This window comes from Filifactor alocis ATCC 35896 (assembly GCF_000163895.2).
In the GTDB taxonomy this organism is placed as follows: Bacteria; Bacillota; Clostridia; order Peptostreptococcales; family Filifactoraceae; genus Filifactor; species Filifactor alocis.
This window is the reverse complement of the sequence record NC_016630.1, coordinates 1,874,070-1,894,207: the sequence shown is the minus strand read 5'-3', so window position 1 is coordinate 1,894,207 and position 20,138 is coordinate 1,874,070. Positions and strand designations below refer to the sequence as shown.

Annotated in this window: 19 protein-coding genes; 7 read left to right on the top strand and 12 right to left on the bottom strand. The window is 36.9% G+C overall.

The features are described 5' to 3' along the window. Positions 1 to 157: 157 nt before the first annotated feature. The 3 genes from HMPREF0389_RS08500 to HMPREF0389_RS08490 all read left to right on the top strand — a co-directional run bounded on the left by HMPREF0389_RS08500 (position 158) and on the right by HMPREF0389_RS08490 (position 3,291). Entirely contained in the window at positions 158 to 859 is a 702-nt protein-coding gene (locus HMPREF0389_RS08500; RefSeq protein WP_049770218.1) for an MmcQ/YjbR family DNA-binding protein, read from the top strand. A gap of 104 nt (positions 860 to 963) precedes the next feature. Continuing rightward, positions 964 to 2,355, top strand: a complete 1,392-nt coding sequence (locus HMPREF0389_RS08495) for an AAA family ATPase (protein WP_041250878.1) — start codon at positions 964 to 966, stop codon at positions 2,353 to 2,355. Next, entirely contained in the window at positions 2,356 to 3,291 is a 936-nt protein-coding gene (locus HMPREF0389_RS08490; RefSeq protein ID WP_014263214.1) for an RloB family protein, read from the top strand. A gap of 201 nt (positions 3,292 to 3,492) precedes the next feature. On the opposite strand, the gene glmS is transcribed toward HMPREF0389_RS08490, so the two are convergent. The 4 genes from glmS to HMPREF0389_RS08470 all read right to left on the bottom strand — a co-directional run bounded on the left by glmS (position 3,493) and on the right by HMPREF0389_RS08470 (position 9,034). Further along, a complete protein-coding gene (gene glmS / locus HMPREF0389_RS08485; protein WP_014263213.1) occupies positions 3,493 to 5,319 on the bottom strand; it encodes a glutamine--fructose-6-phosphate transaminase (isomerizing) in 1,827 nt (608 codons plus the stop codon). A 617-nt stretch (positions 5,320 to 5,936) separates the two neighbouring features. Next, positions 5,937 to 6,530 carry a leucine-rich repeat domain-containing protein gene (locus HMPREF0389_RS08480; protein WP_014263212.1) on the bottom strand — a complete coding sequence of 198 codons (594 nt, stop codon included), beginning with the start codon at positions 6,528 to 6,530 and terminating at the stop codon, positions 5,937 to 5,939. Between the two features lie 147 nt (positions 6,531 to 6,677). Then, positions 6,678 to 7,424: an IclR family transcriptional regulator gene (locus HMPREF0389_RS08475; protein WP_014263211.1), complete on the bottom strand. Its 747-nt coding sequence runs from the start codon at positions 7,422 to 7,424 to the stop codon at positions 6,678 to 6,680. Between the two features lie 302 nt (positions 7,425 to 7,726). Continuing rightward, a complete protein-coding gene (locus HMPREF0389_RS08470) occupies positions 7,727 to 9,034 on the bottom strand; it encodes an NCS2 family permease (RefSeq protein ID WP_014263210.1) in 1,308 nt (435 codons plus the stop codon). A gap of 340 nt (positions 9,035 to 9,374) precedes the next feature. Here HMPREF0389_RS08470 and HMPREF0389_RS08465 point away from each other — a divergent pair, with 340 nt between their 5' ends. Beyond that, the gene (locus HMPREF0389_RS08465; protein WP_041250877.1) at positions 9,375 to 9,848 is read left to right on the top strand and encodes a glutathione peroxidase; all 474 of its coding nucleotides are present in this window, start codon (positions 9,375 to 9,377) and stop codon (positions 9,846 to 9,848) included. Between the two features lie 879 nt (positions 9,849 to 10,727). Here the strand turns inward: HMPREF0389_RS08465 and HMPREF0389_RS08460 are convergent. From HMPREF0389_RS08460 to HMPREF0389_RS08435, 6 genes are all read right to left on the bottom strand, one after another. After that, positions 10,728 to 11,123, bottom strand: a complete 396-nt coding sequence (locus tag HMPREF0389_RS08460) for a hypothetical protein (protein WP_014263208.1) — start codon at positions 11,121 to 11,123, stop codon at positions 10,728 to 10,730. Between the two features lie 210 nt (positions 11,124 to 11,333). Next, complete coding sequence (locus HMPREF0389_RS08455) at positions 11,334 to 11,534, bottom strand: PspC domain-containing protein (protein ID WP_014263207.1); 201 nt, start codon at positions 11,532 to 11,534, stop codon at positions 11,334 to 11,336. Positions 11,535 to 11,847: 313 nt separating this feature from the next. Beyond that, positions 11,848 to 12,081, bottom strand: a complete 234-nt coding sequence (rpsR, locus tag HMPREF0389_RS08450; RefSeq protein ID WP_014263206.1) for a 30S ribosomal protein S18 — start codon at positions 12,079 to 12,081, stop codon at positions 11,848 to 11,850. A 19-nt stretch (positions 12,082 to 12,100) separates the two neighbouring features. After that, positions 12,101 to 12,610, bottom strand: a complete 510-nt coding sequence (locus HMPREF0389_RS08445) for a single-stranded DNA-binding protein (protein WP_014263205.1) — start codon at positions 12,608 to 12,610, stop codon at positions 12,101 to 12,103. Between the two features lie 27 nt (positions 12,611 to 12,637). After that, positions 12,638 to 12,925, bottom strand: a complete 288-nt coding sequence (gene rpsF, locus HMPREF0389_RS08440; RefSeq protein ID WP_014263204.1) for a 30S ribosomal protein S6 — start codon at positions 12,923 to 12,925, stop codon at positions 12,638 to 12,640. Positions 12,926 to 13,147: 222 nt separating this feature from the next. Then, positions 13,148 to 13,912 carry a hypothetical protein gene (locus HMPREF0389_RS08435; protein ID WP_041250876.1) on the bottom strand — a complete coding sequence of 255 codons (765 nt, stop codon included), beginning with the start codon at positions 13,910 to 13,912 and terminating at the stop codon, positions 13,148 to 13,150. An 825-nt stretch (positions 13,913 to 14,737) separates the two neighbouring features. Between HMPREF0389_RS08435 and HMPREF0389_RS08430 the strand changes: the two genes are divergently transcribed. From HMPREF0389_RS08430 to HMPREF0389_RS08425, 3 genes are all read left to right on the top strand, one after another. Beyond that, entirely contained in the window at positions 14,738 to 16,180 is a 1,443-nt protein-coding gene (locus tag HMPREF0389_RS08430; protein WP_014263202.1) for an alanine/glycine:cation symporter family protein, read from the top strand. A 200-nt stretch (positions 16,181 to 16,380) separates the two neighbouring features. Further along, entirely contained in the window at positions 16,381 to 16,512 is a 132-nt protein-coding gene (locus tag HMPREF0389_RS09245; RefSeq protein ID WP_278214556.1) for a hypothetical protein, read from the top strand. Positions 16,513 to 16,722: 210 nt separating this feature from the next. Further along, positions 16,723 to 17,313, top strand: coding sequence for an ECF transporter S component (locus HMPREF0389_RS08425; protein ID WP_014263201.1), 591 nt, complete (start codon positions 16,723 to 16,725; stop codon positions 17,311 to 17,313). Between the two features lie 257 nt (positions 17,314 to 17,570). On the opposite strand, the gene HMPREF0389_RS08420 is transcribed toward HMPREF0389_RS08425, so the two are convergent. Both HMPREF0389_RS08420 and HMPREF0389_RS08415 read right to left on the bottom strand, forming a co-directional pair. Continuing rightward, positions 17,571 to 18,890, bottom strand: a complete 1,320-nt coding sequence (locus tag HMPREF0389_RS08420) for an MATE family efflux transporter (protein WP_014263200.1) — start codon at positions 18,888 to 18,890, stop codon at positions 17,571 to 17,573. Between the two features lie 336 nt (positions 18,891 to 19,226). Continuing rightward, positions 19,227 to 20,117 (bottom strand): DegV family protein, encoded by an 891-nt coding sequence (locus HMPREF0389_RS08415; protein ID WP_014263199.1) that lies wholly within the window; start codon positions 20,115 to 20,117, stop codon positions 19,227 to 19,229. Between the last annotated feature and the right edge of the window lie 21 nt (positions 20,118 to 20,138).

The window sequence follows — 20,138 nt, the reverse complement described above, 5'->3', positions numbered from 1 at the left end:
GCTATTTTTCATAACGTGAAATGATGGATATTTATCATAAAGAGATTAGGACAACGAGATAAGAAATGAATGATAAGAGCCGATAACTACAGGATAAGAGCGGGTACAGAAATACATAATAAATGATACATAATAAACGGAAGGGGTGTGATAAATATTGCTTGATGTAGAAATGATATTTCGATATAAAAAAGCAAATTTTGAAAAGTTGTTGGCAAACGGTTTTGTATACTGTGACGGTATGTACACAAAGTCTTTTTTGATATTGGGGGAGCAATTTCGTTTGGAACTTGCGATTGATAAGGACAGTCATATTGACTATCGACTGATTGAGGCGGATACGAATGAAGAATATGTGCTGATTAAGGTACCGAGTGCAACAGGGAAATTTTTGGCTGAGGTAACTGTGGCATGTGAAGAGGTGTTGTCGGCACTGTCGCAACATTGCTTTGATACGGCAATGTTAAAGGGAGAGCAAACACAGAGGGTTATTGCTTATCTGAAGGAACGATATCAAATAGAGCCGGAGTTTTTGTGGAAAGACAGTCTAAACTGTGCTTTTCGTTTAAATGACAGCAAGAAATGGATTGCTGTGATGTTGACTGTCGAATGCAGAAAGTTGGGCTTGGACGGAGATGGAAAGATAGAAATCATTGATTTGAAGGATACGCCGGAACATATTCAAAAAAGACGGGACGATAAGATTTTTTTCGGCGGATATCATATGAACAAAAAACACTGGTATACCATCTGTCTGAATGATTCGTTGGAGGATAAAGAGTTGTTTGATCTGATAGATCGGAGCTATCGTTTGGTAAAGAAAAAGGAGAATCCTAAAAAACTTGAAACAATAAAATAACAAAAAAATCACATATAATGATTATTTTTGATAAATTAATCTTATTTTTTTGTTTACAAAAACGAAAATATCACATATAATTGAGTTGAAGGGAGATGAGAGTTATGTTAATTAGATTTAATGTGAGAAACTTTTTATCTTTTTTTCAAACAGATGAGGGGAAAAGTGTAGAATTTTCTATGATTTCCGGAAAAGGTTCCAGAAAAAGAGACCGTATTTTTGATGACGGAACATTGAAACTGTTAAAGACAGCTGCTATTTACGGGGCAAACGCATCCGGAAAATCAAATTTTGTGAAAGCTATGTCATTTATGAAGCATACAATGTTGTATGGCTTGCCAAAAGGACATACGGAGTTGTATTGCAAGATTAAAAAAGAGAATCAGAATCAAGCCAGTTATTTTGAGATGGAAATTTGTTTGGATGACAAATATTATGCTTATGGTTTTGAGGTTATTTTGAGTCAAGGTAAATTTGTTTCAGAGTGGCTTGTAGAGTTATGTAAGGATAAAGAGAAAATAATTTTTAGTCGTGATATTCCATCGGGAAAGTATGACTTTGGTAAGGATTTAACTGATGGTCCGGATATAAAAAAATTAACTGTATATATGGAAGATATCAAATCGGATTATAGTATTTTATTTTTGCAAATTATGAATCGAAATAAAGATGGATTTTATGCTTCAGTCAAAGAATCTAAGAGTAAGAAAAGTTTGGTTTTTCAGAAGTTATATCATTGGGTAAACAAGCGTTTGGATATCAATTATCCAGATGAACCGATTTCGAATTATTCATATTTAGCAAAAAGTGAAGATATCGATACTGTATGTAAGATGATTTCATATTTCGATACCGGAATTCGGGATGTAAAGGTTGAGAATATTCCACTGGAGAAGGCTTTGGAAGTGATGCCGGATCCAATGAAAGAAGATGTTAAGGAAAACATTGAAAGGATAAGTTCTATCCTACAATCAGGCGAAATCATAGAAGGCGGTCTTTTTATTCGTGCCGGAAGAGATTTTTATATTTTCAAGGTGGAACATCAAGAAATTATATGCCAAACAATTCGGTTTGAGCATGAATCAAAGGGAGTTTTTTTTAATTTGCCGGAAGAGTCGGATGGAACGATTCGCTTGTTGCAATTGCTGGAAATTTTGCTGGTGAATGAGAACAAGACATATGTTATTGATGAGTTGGACAGATGTTTGCATCCAATGTTGACATATCGCTTTATGGAAATATTTTTGGATTTGGCAAAAAAACGCAATGTACAGCTTATTTTTACCACTCATGAATCAAGATTGTTAAATTTTGAATTGTTTAGAAGAGATGAGGTTTGGTTTGTGAACAAAGATGAAAATGGTGCCAGTGAAGTGTATTCTTTGGATGAGTACAATGAGAGATTTGATAAAAAATTAGATAAGGCATATTTGGAAGGTAGGTATGGAGGGGTTCCTGTGTTTGATTTGATGTTTCCCTTGAAGGGAGATGAGTAGATGCGTGAATCAAAATCAAATTTTACACAAAGAACGAAGACGCTCAAAAGCAGTGAGCCAAATAAAAAATATTTTTTGGTTTGTGAAGGAGAGAAGACGGAACTTATCTATTTTAATCAGTTGTTTCATGAATGTAGAAAGAAGAATCGTTTGATAGAAATGGTACCGATTATGCGAAGTTTTGGTGAATCCGGTTGGAGTAATCCAAAAAAGTTAGTAGATAGTTTGGTTCGTATTTTACAAGAGGAAAAAACCGGTTTTCTTTCTTATGAAACGATTTTGAATAAAATGATGGATTTTTTAATAGATAAGAATATGTTATTGTCTTCTCCTCTACCTAGAAATATGATATTCAAAAGATTGAAAAGAGCAGTAGAAGAGAACGGTTTTTTGTTATCCGGTACAACAAATGAATTTGAAAAAATATGTTGCTTGCTTGTGGAAGAGTTGGGCGGTTGTTCTATAGAGACAACGATTTCGGAGTTGAAGGAAGAAATCATAGAGTCGAAGATTTCGTTTGAGCCGGGTTTTGATAAGATGTGTATTGTTGTGGATAGGGATAAGAACAGTTTTACAAAAGTTCAATATGAAAATGTTCTGACGGTATGCAAGGAACAAAAATATCATTTTTATGTTACAAATCCGTGCTTCGAATTTTGGTTGCTTTTGCATTTTGAAGATATTGATGCTCTTGATTTAGAAAAATTATCTGAGAATCCCAAGGTTTCTAAGGGAATCAGTTATATAGAGCAAGAGTTGAAAATAAGACTTCCGGGATATAAAAAGAATCGCTATAATGTAGAAAAACTGATTCCTTGTGTTTGTACAGCTATCAAAAATGAAAAGAAATTTTGTGAGGATGAATCGGAACTGGAATATAAGGTCGGTTCTAATATAGGATTATTGGTTGAAGAGTTATATGATAGAAAAATTTGAAAAATTGATTGAAAGAATAGACGAATTGAAAAAATAGAGTGCATTCGAAAGAAAATCGAAGATTTTTTTGGAATATACGAGAAAAAAGAAGAGTTATCCACTGTTTTTGTGGACAAGTCTTCTTTTTTTGTGCATAACTTTTTAGTTTTTGTGAATAATCGTGGCAAAACTTTGGATAATTTGTGGTTTGTTTTGACGAAACTATTCTACTGTAACGGATTTTGCCAAGTTTCTCGGTTTATCCACATCGTTTCCTTTTAGGACTGAGGTGTAATATGCAAGCAACTGTGCCGGAACAATGCTTACGACGGGCATCAACAAATCCGGACATTCCGGAATGGTAACGGTCACATCTGCTTCGTTGCAGATGGTGGTTGCGGATTCTCTTGTGAATGCAATCAAATGCGCACCTCTTGCTTTGACTTCTTGCATATTGGAGAAAGTTTTGTCTAAGAGCGCAGTTTGTGTTGCGATGGTGATAACAGGGGTACCTTCTTCAATCAATGCGATGGTACCGTGTTTTAACTCTCCTGCGGCAAATGCTTCGGTAAAAATATAGGATATTTCTTTTAGTTTCAAAGCACCTTCCATGGCGCTGTTATAGTCCATATTTCTTCCCAAGTAGAAGACTGCGTTTTTGTCTTTGATGCTGTCGGCAATTTGTTTGATGTTAGATTCTTTCTTCAACATCAATTCGATTTTGTCCGATAGAGCAAGGATTTCTGTGAGAAGTCGGTCATATTCGCTGCGTTCCATTTTGCCGAGCAGAAGTGCCATATTCATTGCAATCAGGTAAAATGCAACAAGTTGTGTGGTGTATGCTTTGGTGGAAGCAACGGCGATTTCCGGCCCTGCCCATGTGTAGAAGACATCGTCGGATTCTCTTGCGATGGATGAGCCGATGACATTGGTAACGGAGAAGATACGCGCTCCTTTTCGTTTTCCTTCACGAAGTGCTGCGAGAGTGTCTGCGGTTTCTCCGGATTGACTGACCAAAATCAACAGGGTGTGTTCGTTGACAAACGGATCACGATAACGGAATTCGGATGCAAGGTCTGTTTCTACCGGTATTCCTGTCAATCGCTCTAATGCGACTTTCCCGACTCTGCCGGCATTGTATGCGGTTCCGCAAGCTACGATATAGATTTTGTGGATGTCTTGCAGCAGTTCTTTGGTCCATGCTACATCGCCGAGAGAAACGGTTCCGTCTTGTTGCAGTCTGTGTTTGACGGTATCACGAATGGCTTGTGGCTGTTCGTGAATTTCTTTCAACATAAAGTGCGGATAGCCTGCTTTGGTTGCAGCGGACATATCCCAGTCGATATGTTTTACTTCACGTGTTACAAGGTTTCTGTTTTCATCGAAGATGGTTACATTGTCTTTGGTTAGGACAACGACTTCTCCGTTTTCGATAAAGTAAACATCTCTGGTATGTTCTAAGATTGCCGGAATATCGGATGCGATGAAGTTTTCTTCTTTTCCGACTCCGATAATCAACGGACTTTCTTTTCTTACTGCGATAAGGGTATCGGGTTCGTTTTTGGATACGATGCCGAGCGCATATGCACCTTGAAGGTGTTTTTTGACTTCGTATACGGTATCCAACAGATTTCCCGTATCGTATTCTGCCAAAAGATGAGCGATGACTTCGGTATCGGTATCGGACAGGAAGTGATGTCCTTTTTCTTGCAGGTCGTGTTTCAGTTCCATATAGTTCTCGATGATTCCGTTGTGCACAATGGCAAACTCACTTTTTTCGTCTGTATGAGGATGTGCATTGACATCGGACGGCGCTCCGTGGGTTGCCCAGCGGGTATGTCCCAATGCAAGATGTCCTCGCAGCGGATGTTGTTCCAACTCGTCACGAAGGACTTGCAAGCGACCTTTCTTTTTTGTCAAATGGAGTCGGTTGTCGGATACGGTTACGATTCCGGAGGAGTCATACCCACGATATTCCAATTTTTCCAACCCGTTTAATACAAATTTTTGTCCGTCGGATTTTCCGATATATCCCACGATTCCACACATAGTAAAACCTCCTTAATTTTGCGCAAAGAAAGGGCTGTAACTTGGACAGCAAGCAACGCTCTCTTTGAGAACGGAGAGTATGTTCGTGACGGTGTCACGAATCAAGAGAGTTTTTTGGTTTGTGTCTGTATTTGGTTGGTCTCTCTTTTGTCGTTTGCTCTTGTATCTGTCGCTTTTCTTTGGTTATTCTTCTTTTGTTGTTTTTTGCTCTTCTTTGCCTCTTTTAATGTGATATAAAGAAAGTCACGGAACAAGTTTTGTTCACAAGATTACTCCTGTGTTTTGTGTTGTTCTAAGGCTGTGATACCTATGGAATATCCGCCGAATATCTCGATCATTCCATTCCTCGTCAACCTTTCTTGTCGGAAAGGCTCAGGCGCTTTTTTGTTTTTCTTTCTTTATTTCGATAATTATAGCATAAAAGCATTGGATTGACAAATGATACTGACCAAAGCATAGTGATTGGCTCAATCGTTTCATCGGGGTATCGTATCAAATCATATAAAAGCCGGATTGAACCGCATGGAATGTTTGGAATCAATGTTGTTCTATTCATCTGAATTTTCGGCATAAAAAAAGTGGAGTGAACAGGTCACTCCACGAATAATCTTTTCTGATTATACCAATGTAACAGATGTGTGTGGCTCAAATGCCGCATGGTGTAATTCTTTTACTGTTTTCGGTACATCTACAGAATGGATATTGTTTTTTAAGAATGCATACATATTGATTTTTTTCACAGTTGAAGGAATTTTTACTTCTGTCAATGCATTTTTGTAGAAAGATGAAGTGTCGATTACTTCTAATCCTTCAGGTAAATCAATATTTTCCAATTCGTTCAAAGCAAAAGCACTTGGTGCAATTGTTTTTACATTTTTGCTTAATTTTACTTTTTTCAATTTGTTACGATAGAATGCGAATCCGTCAATTGTATGAACTGCATCAGGAATCTCTACTTCTGTTAAATTACAAACGCCGAAAGCGTCGTAACCTATGTATTCAACTGTAGCAGGAATTACAACTGAAGTTAATTTGCGTCTGTAGAATGCATTTTCTCCGATGCTTTTTACAGGCAATCCGTCAGGAGTTAACTCAGGAATTACCATATCTGTAAGACCGTCTATCTTTACTTTGTCTTTCCCTTGTTTTGTCATCCCTTTTAATTCGTCACCTTTGAAAATAAAATCATCATAATCCCATACGTTACTCATTTTTCATCAACCTCCAAATATTGAAATATTTCACACTGATATCAGTATACCATATTTATATCGAAATGAAAACACATAAACTGTTTCTATTTTGATTCTTCCCTATTTTGCGGAAATTTTCGGATATTGCTTGTTCTACCCGAGAGATTACTTTATATATCCGAGTTGACGAGATAGATTTTTTGATGCATCCAATACAGCTTTCTTCATTTGGTTAATGACTTCTTTTTTCATTTTGGAAGAAGGAGCAATAATTCCGATAGATGCGACAACCTGTCCTTGATAATCAAAGACGGGAGCACCGACTCCGTATCCGTTTGCAATATAGTTGCCTTTTGAAGCTGCATAGCCGTCTTCTCGAATCTGTTGAAGTTCTTCGTAAAGTGTGTTTTTATCGAATTCGTATGACGGTGACGGAGTGAGTCCGTGTTCGATATATTCTCGGATAAACTCTTCTGTTTGGTATGCTAACAGAACTTTGCGTAAAGCACCCCAATGAAGGTCTACTTCGGAACCGAACCGCTCTACCACTTTCAGATTGTTGGGTCCTTCGACTTTGTCATAGACAACGCCTTTGTACCCCACTCGAATAATTAAAAAAGCATCTTCCTGTGTTTGTTCCGATAAGGTCTTCAAAATCGGTTTGGCAGCATCGTTCATACGAATGTTCTGTGTTGCGGCCTTACCGAGCAGGATAAGTGCGGGACCGAGTTTGTAAAGGTGTGCAACGTTGTCTTTTGTGACATATTGCATGGCACAAAAGGTTTTCAGAATTCGATGAATTGTGCTGGGCGGCAGATTGAGTCGTTCAGAAAGCTCTGAAACGGAAAAGCTCTTGTCGGGTACTGCCATTGTTTCCAAGAGTTCCATTGATCGTTGTAAGCTTTGAATCATCGTTCATCCTCTTTTCTTATGCTTTGTCCGTCATAAATTATAACATTTAATTCCATAATATGCAATTGAATCCGTTTACTGAAATCAAAGAAGGGTAACGGAAGCTATGATTTTTGATATATGTCGTTTGAAAAAGCGGTATTTTTGATATGGAAACTATCTGTTGTATTGTGATTGAAACGGATAAGTGATAGCATTGATACTTCGTTTGTCATAAAAAATATCGGTAGTAAAGAATATTTGTAATAAAAAACTTCTTCCTTTTATAGAAAGAAGTTTTTGAAACGGTCAAATTTGATGATCTATACATGGAATGCAATTTTCAGGATGAATAAAAATGCAAGGATGTATAGGATTGGGGATGCTTCTTTGTAGCGACCTGTCAACAGTTTCAGTAATGCGTATGAAATGATTCCGAATACGATTCCTTGTGCGATGGAATAAGCAAGCGGCATCAACAAGATGGTTAGGAATGCAGGAACTGCTTCTGTAAAGTCATCTAAATCAATCTCTTTGATTGGACTCATCATAAAAAGTCCGACTGTGATAAGCGCCGGTGCTGTTGCAGCTGACGGAATCATTAAGAAAATCGGAGACAGCAACAATGCAACTAAGAACAGTACGCCTGTTGTCAATGCAGTAAGTCCTGTTCTTCCGCCTTCTGCAACTCCGGATGCACTCTCTACATAAGTTGTTACGGTAGAGGTACCGAGCAAAGCGCCGAATGTGGTACCGATTGCATCGGCAAACAAGGCTTTTTTTACATGAGGAAGGTTTCCGTTTTCGTCTACCAATCCCGCTTTGGTGGAAACACCGACCAATGTTCCGATTGTGTCAAACATATCGACAAAGAGAAAAGTAATCATAATAATTACCATATCTGCAGATAGAATATTGGTCCATTCCAATTGCATAAACACCGGTTTGATAGAAGGCGGTGCTGAAATGGGCGCTCCTGCCGGTAATTGAGTTACTCCGAAGAAAATACCTACAACGGTACTGATAAGGATACCGAGTAAAATCGCACCGCGAACTTGTTTCACAAGAAGTACGGCAGTAACGGTAAGTCCGACGAAACAAACAATCGCTTCAGGAGAAGTGATATCTCCTAAGTCCAACGGAATTCCCTCTCCGGGAACAACAATATTGGCACCTCTTAATCCGATAAATGCGATAAACAGACCGATTCCGACAGAGATGGCTTGTTTTACGGTTTTTGGGATTCCGTTTACAATCGCTTCACGAACATTCGTGAAAGTTAATAAAATGAAAATAAGTCCTTCGATAAATACGGCTGTTAAAGCAAATTGCCAACTATGTCCCTTTCCCAAAACAACGGAATAGGCAAAGAATGCGTTGAGTCCCATTCCGGGTGCAAGTGCGAAAGGATAGTTTGCGTAAAATGCCATGATTGCCGTTCCGACAAAAGAAGCAATCGCGGTTGCGGTAAATACTGCACCTGCATCCATTCCGGCTTCTGATAAGATGCTCGGATTGATTGCCAAAATATATGCCATTGTCATAAAGGTGGTAAAACCGGCAACCAACTCTGTTTTTGTGTTGGTGTTATGTTCCTTTAGATGAAAGGATTTTTCAAAAAAGTTTTCCATAAACTCCTCCTATAAAAAATAATATAAAAATAAAAACGCATTTATATGATACTCAATTTTTTGGATTCTGTATAGAGGAAACAGAAAAATATTTGCATTTTTGAGTACTATTTCATACTAAAATACGATATACTACGAATAATAAGAAATGATATTTTTGATATCATTCCGAATAAAATGCAAATATTTTTCAAAAATAATATTTGTTTTGTAACGGAACAGATTGATACAATCTATTTTGGGGTACACATACACAAGAGAAGGAAAACGGTTGATGAAAGTTGTTGAACCGGATATTTTGTGAAATAGTATGTACCGATACGGTAAGAAAGGTATTATGATGTCAATTTATGATTTTAAGGTAAAGGATTCAAACGGAAATATATTTGATATGCAGCGATGTAGAGGTAAGATTATTTTGATTGTAAATACAGCGAGCAAATGCGGTTTTACGCCACAGTTCGGAGCGTTGGAAGAGTTATATCGTCAATGTCATATGAAAGGGTTGGAAATTATCGGATTTCCTTGCAATCAATTTGCGGCACAGGATCCCGGAACAAATGATGAAATCAAGAGCTTTTGTCAGCTGAACTACGGAGTGACATTCCCGATGATGTCAAAGATAGAAGTGAACGGGGAAAATGAAGAGCCGCTGTACACTTTTTTGAAGAATGAAAAGGGCGGACTGTTGGGGAAGGCAATTAAATGGAATTTTACAAAATTTTTGATTGATAGAGAAGGAAATGTGGTCAAAAGGTTTGCGCCGAGTGTACAACCGAAGGATATCAAAAAGGTCATTGAGATGATGCTTTAAGGAAAAGACAATATTTTCAGATAATTTATACCGCAAAACTAAAAATATTTTCAGAAATTTTGCAAAATGTGTTTACAAAGTGATAAATTATGGTATAATAATAATAAGATAATTCACAAAGATTATCTTACTCTTTTCTATTTTCCTAGGAATTAAGATAGAAGATGGTAACAGAAACTTGTTTTTATATTAGCAAGGAGATGAGGGAGATGATTCCACCAGGAAGGTAAGTGATTTTGAACAACTTATTAATATCCCTACTGTTATAAGAAAGATTTGTTTTGTAAGTGAAGTTTTTTCTTTGACGGTATTGACATAGAGGTAAGGAGTTGTTTCGAAGTCGAAATGCAATTTGTAGGAGGTTGATTCCACCTGAAGTATAATCGTATCACTTAAGACAACTGAATATGAGATTGTCTGACCTTGAAGAACCGATTGATGTTGAGATTTTGTGTAAGCTATAAGATTTGCCGAGGTTTCACTATTTGAAAAAGGTTTCTTGTGTCACCGGAAAAATACTGATGAAGCAGATTTTATCATGGAATGGCAATCAAAAACTTCAAAATATAAGGGGTTTGATTTTATATCAAATAGAGATGAAAGAGTCTGAGATTATGGAAAAAGAACTAAAACATTAAGAGGCTATCGGTTATAAAAAATCGGTAGCCTTTTAATTTGAAAAAATTGATAACCTGCAATTTATACTAATGTCTGATTTAAGTTATCATAAAAATCTGCGTTTCATATGATTGTATTCTCTTTATTTCTAATCGCACACGATTTTTATATTTTAAAATAGTATTTTATGGGTACGACTTTTTTTGAAACAATCTGCAAGAAAAAAACCGTCTGTCATAAGATGGTTTTTGTGTTTCACTGTTATACACGCAATAAGCGATTGGTGACGTCTTTGATTTTATGTTTTTCTTTTTCTCGATTCATCAATACGAAGGTAAATAAAATTTCGTTTTTCACTTCGTCATAACCGTACGCAAAGGTCATAAAGGCATAGCGGTTGAAGAATATTTTTTTCATTTCGCTATGGCTGAATTCGTCCAATTGTTCCATGGCAAGGTTCAGTTGCTCTTCATTCGGAACAGATAGCTGCTCACAACTTGGAATATCAGTTACTTTGCAGGAAAGACGAAGACCGATGGCATCTTCTCTGCCTGTTGCTTTGGTAAGGTCTGTTTTGAGATGAAACGGTGTGTTGTCGGTTATTTTTTTTGCAATTTCTTCGGAGTTCATGATTTCTTCTCCAATGGTTTGGTACATAATATTCTCTCCTTTTTGGATTATTTATCAAAAATTTGAAAAGACAGTCATCGGTCGAACGGTTAGATAATAACTTTTGCGACAACAATGCTGATCATCATGTTCCTGTTGTAGCAGGAGCGGTTCTTCCTATTGTGAGAAGTTTCGTGCCGTCTAAAATCGTATACTGACAGAAGAACGATATCGTTGGATTGTTGTTTGATAAAGCGGTTATCTGTTGCATCTTTGATTGTCTTTCGGTATTATCAGTGCCATAATAATATATGGGAAAACTCCGATACCGTAACAAAATGCCAATATTACCCAGATGATTCGAATAATGGTACTGTCTATGTCGAAATATTCGGCAATTCCACCACATACTCCGAAGATTTTTTTGTCAGTTTGGGATAGATATAATTTTTTTTGCAAGAGAAACAACCTCCTTTTGTTGTCGTGATATTTTTGTTGCTATTGAACCCTCTCATAGAGCAATTTGCAAATGACATGCCCTATTCTATCATGTATATTTGAAGTGTTTGAAAAAATGAATCAATCGAGTATCCGTTGTCTTTGGTTTCAGTAGGATGTGTTACGTTATATACTACATTTTTTTGTCTTATTATGCAATATGTTTACAAAGATAAGCGAATATTTGTTGATTGTATAAAAATGAAAAGGTATTCGGTAAATCAAAAGATAGATAAAAAAAGAACTTACTCAAAGGCAAGTTCTTTTATCATCTTTAGTCTACTGTATATGGTAGCAAAGCGATGTTTCTGGCACGTTTAATTGCTAATGTCAATTTTCTTTGTGCTTTTGCAGAAGTTCCCGTTACTCTTCTTGGAAGAATTTTTCCTCTTTCAGAGATATATTTTTTCAAAAGAGCAACGTCTTTGTAATCAATGGTATTGATTTTATCTCCGGCAAACGGATCTACTTTTTTTCTTTTTCTAACGTTTCCTTTTTGGAATGCCATTATATTTTTCCTCCTTCTTTTAGAATGGTACGTCATCGTCCTCTAACTCACGATATCCTTCCGCATCCAATCCTTTCGGTTCATAAGAATTCGGAGCGGATTGCGGGGTGTCGCCATATCCGGATGGTTCAAACACCGGAGCAGCTCCTCCCTGATAGTCTTGATAATTAGATTGGACACCTGTTGTTCTGCTGTTATTTTGATTGCGTTCTCCCCATTCAAGGAATTGAACATTTTCAGCAATGATTTCGGTAATATATCGTTTTTCTCCGTTTTGGTTCTCATAACTTCTGTTTTCAATGGTACCTTTGATTCCCACTAATCTACCTTTAGCAAGATAATTGGCACAATTTTCAGCTTGTTTTCCCCAAACAACGATATTAAAGAAATCTGTCATTCGTTCTCCGGATTTTGAAGTATACGGTCGGTCTACGGCGATTGCAAAATTTGCTACAGCTTTTCCTGTAGATGGAATGTATCTAAGCTCCGGATCCCTAGTAAGTCTTCCTATCAGTACTGCAATATTCATATAAAACCTTCCTCTCTGTTTGAATGATTAGTCTTCGATATTTACAATCATATGACGGATAACAGCATCGCTGATTTTAAGATTTCTGTCGATTTCTTTCGGTACATCAACACCTGCTTTGAAGTTAATCAACACATAGTATCCATCTGTGAAATCTTGGATTTCATAAGCTAATTTACGGTTTCCCCATACATCGACTTTTTCGATTTCAGCTTTTCCTTCTTCAACGATAGCTTGTACTTTTGCTAATACAGCTTCTTTTACGTCTTCTTCTAAATTTGGTTTCAAAATATAAATCAGTTCGTAATTTCTCACTTTCAGTCACCTCCCTTTGGACTTTAACGGCTCTTGCGAGCAGAAAGATGCAACAATTTCGGTAGAAATGTATCTCTATATGAGATACAAAAAATTGTAAGCTAAAACATTGTATCACAAAATGATGTTGTTCACAAGCAAACTCTTCAGAAATTTAAAAATTATGTCTTGGTTGTCTGCACGGGATTGAGGTATCTGTATCAAATTGAAAAAAATTAGGGTTTAAGGAACATAGATTTGAAAGATTTTGAATGCCTTTCCGTCCTTTACATAGATATTATGGTATCCATAAAACATATTCTCTTCCACACTGTTACGAAATTCACTTTCTTCCGCTTTTTCAAAATACTCAAGGGTTGGGCTCAGAAGGTATAGTTTGGTATCTTTATCAACGGTAAGAGGAATTTGTTCTTCTTTCTCATTATAGACATAGTATCCGTTTTCGAAGTTCATATCATTCACTCCGAGTTCTTCGAGTTCTTTGATTCTTTCTTCATCAAAGTCATTTACCCATTCTGCCTCATCATAGTAATAGCTTCCGTCGTGATAACTGAGAATCACGGTTTTTTCCTCTAACTGAGCCGGTTGTATTTCGCGATATTCCAACGGAATCCAAACACCGCCCTTATCCATGTCTTTGGTGATTTTAACTTCGTCGACGGAATCATCCCGATAATAAACTTTGGCAATCGCATTGTTCTCATCGATATCCTTGATAACGATATGTCCATCCTCTTCTTCAGAATAATCCCAAGCCTTTTCTATGGTAAAGGAATACAGAGCGTAGATTGCCGCCTTCTTATCAAATTTACCGAACTCATTATACTCGACATAGTATTTTAACAATTCGTCATCTAAGACAACGGGTTTCCATGCTACATCGTCATTCGTTGAATTTGAACTACCACATCCTACAACTCCGGCTAAAACAAAAATACTCAACAAACAGATACTGATGCATTTTTTCATCATGCTGAACTTCTTCATCGTTCATCTTCCTTTCTTTGGTTTGGTTATGTTTATAAAACATATCACTACATTTATTATACTATGAATTTGTTTTAAATCAAATTTCAGGGGGCTCTTATCCGAAAAGGAACTCGAGCTGTCATAAATTTGAATTTGAAACGCTTCTATTTCACATGATTTTTATAAAAGAAAGTGAATAGAGAGATGAAAGTAAGTTGAATACAGAGATTGGAGTCGTGGAATGATGCATAACGATATTAAATTATTATAGAAGGCAAATGGAACGGATTGTGGTATTCAGTTTATGATAAAGAAGAATCAAAACAGATCATCTCGGGAGAAGAGTATCCTTTTCTTTGTTGAAATTGATTCGAACGATATCTGTTGCCCTATGTTTAAGATAGGTTGTTTAAGATGATTTGTATAGTCATAGTGTTTGTTTGTATCGTTTATTATCATATTCATTTCAAACAAAATGAATTAAGAAGAATGCAAAATAATTTTGTTTGAAATAAATGGATGCACGGTGCTGTTTTGAAGAAAATCAAAAATTGTATCAAAAAAACAGAATAAAGAGAATGATGTATTCAAAATAAAAAGTTGTGATAAGAAAATTCAGAAAATAAAAAACAAATTTTATAAAAAATAGATTGCTTACTTCTTAGAATATTGTTATACTTAGAGCAAGAATTAATATCTTAAAAAACCATCGGCATTTTAGTCTAAGTGATTAAAATGCTTGAGGTGTGTCCGTTACAAGGATATGTCTCTTTCTTACATACTGTAGGGAAATGGTCGCTTCTATTTTGGTATTCAAGTTATAGAAACGTTAAGGAGGGCATTATGGAATCTATTATGAAAATTATGGTATCATTTGCAGGTTGGTTTTGGGGTCCCCCAATACTAATCTTAATCGGTGGTGGTGGAATTTGGTGTACATTGCAATTGAAAGCATTGCAACTCACAAGATTCCCTTATGTTTGTTCTCAAACATTCGGTAAGATGTTCTCTAAACCGAAAACGGATGATCCAAACGCAGTATCACCATTCTCAGCTGCGGTTGCGGCACTTGCATCAAGTATCGGTGCATCTAACATTATCGGAGTACCTGTTGCGATTGCATATGGTGGTCCGGGAGCAGTTTTTTGGATGTGGATTCTTGCAATCTTAGGTTGTGCTACAAAGTTTGTGGAAATCGTTCTAGGGGTTCATTACCGTGAAACAAATGAAAAAGGAGAACATTCCGGAGGACCTTTTTACTATTGTGCGAAGGGGCTTGGAGAATTAGGTTTGGGAGGAATCGGTAAATTCTTCGGTTATTGGTTTGCATTTTTACTTATGATAGAAATTGCTCCATCTATTTCAACACAAGGAGCGTCTATCGTTCAAAATGTAGTAACACTGTTACCACAATCAATTCAAGAAAATCCTGCTCAATTACAAAATTTTAAAATCGGAATCATTGCAGCATTGGTTATAGTAGTGTTACTTGTAGTTGTTGGTGGATTTAAACGTATTGCAAGTGTTACAGATAAATTGGTGCCTTTGATGGCGGGTATCTATATCGTAGCGGCATTAGGAATTATAGCACTTAATATTGCAAATATTCCTGTGGTATTAGGAAATATTTTTGCGGGAGCATTTACCGGACATGCAGCAACAGGAGCATTTGCCGGGACTACTGTTAAATTGGCTCTTCGTTGGGGAGCTGCTCGTGGAGTATACTCCAATGAAGCAGGTATGGGTACTGCACCTATCGCCCACTCTACCGCAACAGTAGATCACCCTGTAAGACAAGGGTTATGGGCTATCTTTGAAGTAGTTGTGGATACATTGATTGTATGTACTGTAACAGCATTGACCGTATTGGTATCCGGAGCTTGGACAGCTGTTGAACCTGCTAATGCAGGAGGAATGCCTTCTATGGCATTTAGAGCAGTATACGGCTCTGCTGGAGATGCTCTTGTAACAATTTGTGTTATTTTATTCGTATTATCAACTATCATCGTAATTACATTCTATGGAGAAAAACAAGCAGAATTCTTATTCGGAACAAAATTTGCTAAATATTGGAAATTTGTGTATATTGTAGCAATCGTAGGAGGACTTTATCCTGACTTGGGAACATTGTTCGACATCACTGACGTATTCTTGGCATTGATTATTATCCCTAACATGATTGCAGTAATCGCATTGGCACCAAAAGTAAGAGAACTTGCCAAAGAATATTTCAATACACCAGGTAAATATTATTTGGCAGATGTAGCAGCAAAAAAACAAAAATAACAAGATATTAAATAAAATAGAAGCAGAAAAAGCGGAGAGATTTCTTTCCGCTTTTTCTTTTTGTATAGTGCAAACTGTATGATACAGTAGGGTTTAATATGAAAACCTACCGGATAGTAGATAAATGACATATCCTGTAATGAATGAAGATAGAGGATGACAGGATTAGAAGTATTGCTGATAGAGATTGGAGTAGCAATGTGAGTTTTAATAGATATCAGTATAATGAACGCTATCTGCTCAACACGGAAGTGATTAAGAGACCTATAGGACAAAAAGTGTTGATAAAAACCGCTATATATATTGGAAAAACAATGTGTGTAGTGGTTTAATGTTTTTTAAAGAAGGTTGAGGGTGGACAACGTTTTGGAGTGAATTATCAAATTAATGAGAGAGAGGATTGATTTTTGAAATAGAAATATAACATTTTGAGATAGAAAGGATTGATTTTTCAACAAGAGAGGCGTATAATACTTTTCGGTAATAAAAAACTGAATAGTCCGGTATCTTGGTTAAGAACTGGAACGAAAGGAGAAAAAACGATGCAAGAAGTATCAAAAAAAGGAATGTCCACTCGCCAACTGACAGTAGTCGGGATGCTTGGGGCAATTTCAGCAGTATTGGGCTTTACGCCATTAGGTTTTATCACAGTAGGTGCAATTTCGGTTACCACAATGCACATTCCTGTTATTGTCGGAGCGATTTTGGAAGGACCTATGATTGGGATGATGGTAGGATTGTTGTTCGGAATCGTATCTATGGTAAGAGCGTTTCTGGTACCTTTGCCGACATCATTTATTTTTTGGAATCCGTTGATTTCCATTTTGCCGAGAATGTTAATCGGTTTGGTCACATACTTTGTGTACCGTGCGATTTCAACTCGTGTGAAAAATGATTCTGTTGCAATGTCTGTTGCGGCATTCTTGGGAACATTGACAAATACGGTCGGAGTATTGGGCTTGGGATATTTGTTATATAGCGGGAAATTGGCTGAAAAACTTGATATGAGCACATCAGCTGTGGCAACATTGTTTACGGGAGTTGCGATTCATAACGGAATCCCCGAAGCAATTCTGTCGGTAGTTATTACGGTAGGAATCTGTAAAGCGGTTTTGAAAACAAAAAGAGCTTAATGGATAGAACATAAATTTGATAGAAATGAAGTTTAGATAGAAATAGCATTAGGAATCATCCTAATGCTATTTTTTATAGTATGAAAATATGTGATACTATGATTTGTTTCACTTATTTTATGGTCCGCTATACTCTGAGTACGGATACTTACCTGACCTTTGTTATCATGTTAAGTTACGATTCATGGTTTACTCCACTACTCTATTTCACTTACTTTCATGATGAGAAGGTGAAACAGAGCATTTCTTTCAAAATGTTAAGATGTCTGCTCTTCGTTTATAGAAGAGAGGTTTTTCTTTTTCATGATGGATAGTATCAGTAAGATGGATACCAGTAGTGTGATGAGTTCTGAGAAGAACGAAGATAACCACAACAAGGTATCTTTTTGTAAATAGGTTGCTACCGAAAGTGCTATCCAAATAAAGAGGAACCCTCTTGCAATGGCAATGATAAGGGAGTGTTTTGCGTATCCGATGGATGCAAAATATCCGGAAATCAATAAATTAAATCCAATCAATAAGAAGGACGGTGCAAAGTAGAACAGCGCTCTTTGTGTATATGCGAACAACTCTGCATGCTCCGCACGAATGAAGATGCCGGTCAGCTGTTGACGGAATAATAGAGTGATGACATAGAAGGTCGCGGATAATCCTAAAATTCCGATGAAAGAAAATTTGAGAAATTTATGGTAGGAGTCCGGATCTTTTTTGCCGTAGTAATAACTTACGAGCGGTTGCATTCCCTGTGTGAGACCAATCATGGACATACTGACAAACAGATTGATATACGAGAGTACGGTGTATGAAATCAAGCCTGTTTCTCCAATCACTTTTACAATATGATTGTTATATAAGAAAATGATGACACCGGTAGAAATTTCCGAGATAAAGCTTCCGAATCCGATAAATAAAATTTTGGCATAAATCTTAAAATCCCATTCAAAGCTACGAAATTTTAACACAGAGCGTTTTGAAAGAAAGTGAGTCATAAATAACGCTGTGGAAAATACTTGAGCGATACCGGTTGCCCAAGCAGCTCCTGAAATGCCCCAGTGAAATACTCCGACAAAAAGATAGTCCAAGAAGATGTTGGTGAATGCACTCAGCAACACTCCGATTGTTGCAAGTGCAGGGAATCCGTCAGTTTTCACAAGCACTTCCAAATTGTAAGAAATAATAAAGAAGCTGTTAAATAACAGAATGATTTTCAGATAGGTGGTAACATCACTGACAATAGACGGTGTGGCACCTAAGAAACTTGCAAGGTGTATGATATTCAATCGACATACAACATATAACAAGATGGAGAACAGTAATTCTACAACCGTGGTGAACGTAAAGAGTGCGTTTGCTTTTTTGTGATTGTTTTCTCCAAGTGAAATTCCCACCAAAGTAGCTGTTCCGGTAGAAAATAAAATCGCGATTGAAAAAATTCCGTTGATGAACGGAAGAACGACATTGATAGCGGAGAGAGTTTGTTCTCCGACAAATTTTGCAACGAAAAACCCGTCTACCATGGTGTAGATTGAAAAAACCCACATCGCTGCAATAGATGGAATGACATATCGTAAAAACAATTTTTTTTGCGCGCTGATAGTAAAACCTCCATTCCGCTTGTTCTATGTAGAAAGGCTCTTTTGTAAGAGGAGATTACCTCTTACTACAGAACTTTTGATTGATAATCTCTTACCATATTGTTCATCATAGCACAGAATAAAAAATATATCAATTTTGCGTTGGAATGACTCTTCTGATATGTCCGGATACGATGAATATTTCAAAAATGAAACTGGAACAGAGGATAGAAATGGGAGAAGATGGAGTGGACGCTTGTAAGAGTGTTGTTTTTTATAAAAACAGCAATTCCAATCACTTTGATGCAAATGATTGGAATTGCTATCCTATGTCGTATCCTATCTTTCGGTTCCGTAGAATGCCATACATACAGCACCTTGTCCGGTGTGTGATGCAATGACCGGTCCTATTTGGGAGAGCATGATATGTGGTTGGTACTGTTTTACAATCTCTTGTTCTTCCAAAAGTGTTTTGAGTTTCAATGCGTCTTCTTTCGCATTCGCATGAAAGATAATGATTTCACTATGTTCGTTAGGAAGCCATTTTTGAGTGAGGGTGTCGACAGCATTTTTGTATTTGGCTTTGTTACCTCTGCATTTTTCTTTCAAATCCAAGGTTCCTTTTTCTGTTACACAGAGGAGAGGTTTGACATGGAGAAGATTGCCGACAGAAGCAAGAACGGGATTGATTCGACCTCCCCGTGACAACTGTGTCAGATTGTCGATACTGACCCAGTGAACGATGTGTTTGGATGCTTTTTGTTCTACCCATCGTTTTGTTTCTTCCAAGGTTGCTCCGTTCTTTCTCATTTTGCAAGCAAGGTAAACGACAAGTCCTTCCCCACCGGATGCACTGAGAGAATCTACTGCGTGCATTGTTACATTCGGAAATTCCGTGCGAAGTTGATCCAATGCAAGGATGGACGAATCATAAGTTCCACTCAATCCACTTGAAAAGCTGATATATAAGAAATTTTTTCCTTCTTTTGCAAAAGGAAGGAATTGTTCATAGAATTGATGTGGGGTTGTTTGACTTGTGCTGACTGAGTTGTTCTTCTTCAATTTGGTATAGAATTCATCTAATGACATTTGTCGAAAATCATGGTAATGCAGGTAGTTGACACCTTCCATTTGAAAGCTCATCGGAACAACGGATATATTCAATTCATCAACTTGTTTCGGCATAAGGTCAAAGGTGGAGTCTGTCAGAATTTCAAACATTTCTTTCATAGATAATCTCCTTCATTTATA

Coding starts and splice junctions, on each gene's coding strand:
- HMPREF0389_RS08475 (WP_014263211.1), bottom strand. CDS start 7,424: ATGATTCAAAGCTTACAACGATCAATGGAACTCTTGGAAACAATGGCA.
- HMPREF0389_RS08490 (WP_014263214.1), top strand. CDS start 2,356: ATGCGTGAATCAAAATCAAATTTTACACAAAGAACGAAGACGCTCAAA.
- HMPREF0389_RS08470 (WP_014263210.1), bottom strand. CDS start 9,034: ATGGAAAACTTTTTTGAAAAATCCTTTCATCTAAAGGAACATAACACC.
- glmS (WP_014263213.1), bottom strand. CDS start 5,319: ATGTGTGGAATCGTGGGATATATCGGAAAATCCGACGGACAAAAATTT.
- HMPREF0389_RS08425 (WP_014263201.1), top strand. CDS start 16,723: ATGCAAGAAGTATCAAAAAAAGGAATGTCCACTCGCCAACTGACAGTA.
- HMPREF0389_RS08445 (WP_014263205.1), bottom strand. CDS start 12,610: ATGAATATTGCAGTACTGATAGGAAGACTTACTAGGGATCCGGAGCTT.
- HMPREF0389_RS08465 (WP_041250877.1), top strand. CDS start 9,375: ATGTCAATTTATGATTTTAAGGTAAAGGATTCAAACGGAAATATATTT.
- HMPREF0389_RS08495 (WP_041250878.1), top strand. CDS start 964: ATGTTAATTAGATTTAATGTGAGAAACTTTTTATCTTTTTTTCAAACA.
- HMPREF0389_RS08415 (WP_014263199.1), bottom strand. CDS start 20,117: ATGAAAGAAATGTTTGAAATTCTGACAGACTCCACCTTTGACCTTATG.
- HMPREF0389_RS08435 (WP_041250876.1), bottom strand. CDS start 13,912: ATGAAGAAGTTCAGCATGATGAAAAAATGCATCAGTATCTGTTTGTTG.
- HMPREF0389_RS08480 (WP_014263212.1), bottom strand. CDS start 6,530: ATGAGTAACGTATGGGATTATGATGATTTTATTTTCAAAGGTGACGAA.
- rpsR (WP_014263206.1), bottom strand. CDS start 12,081: ATGGCATTCCAAAAAGGAAACGTTAGAAAAAGAAAAAAAGTAGATCCG.
- HMPREF0389_RS08430 (WP_014263202.1), top strand. CDS start 14,738: ATGGAATCTATTATGAAAATTATGGTATCATTTGCAGGTTGGTTTTGG.
- HMPREF0389_RS08460 (WP_014263208.1), bottom strand. CDS start 11,123: ATGTACCAAACCATTGGAGAAGAAATCATGAACTCCGAAGAAATTGCA.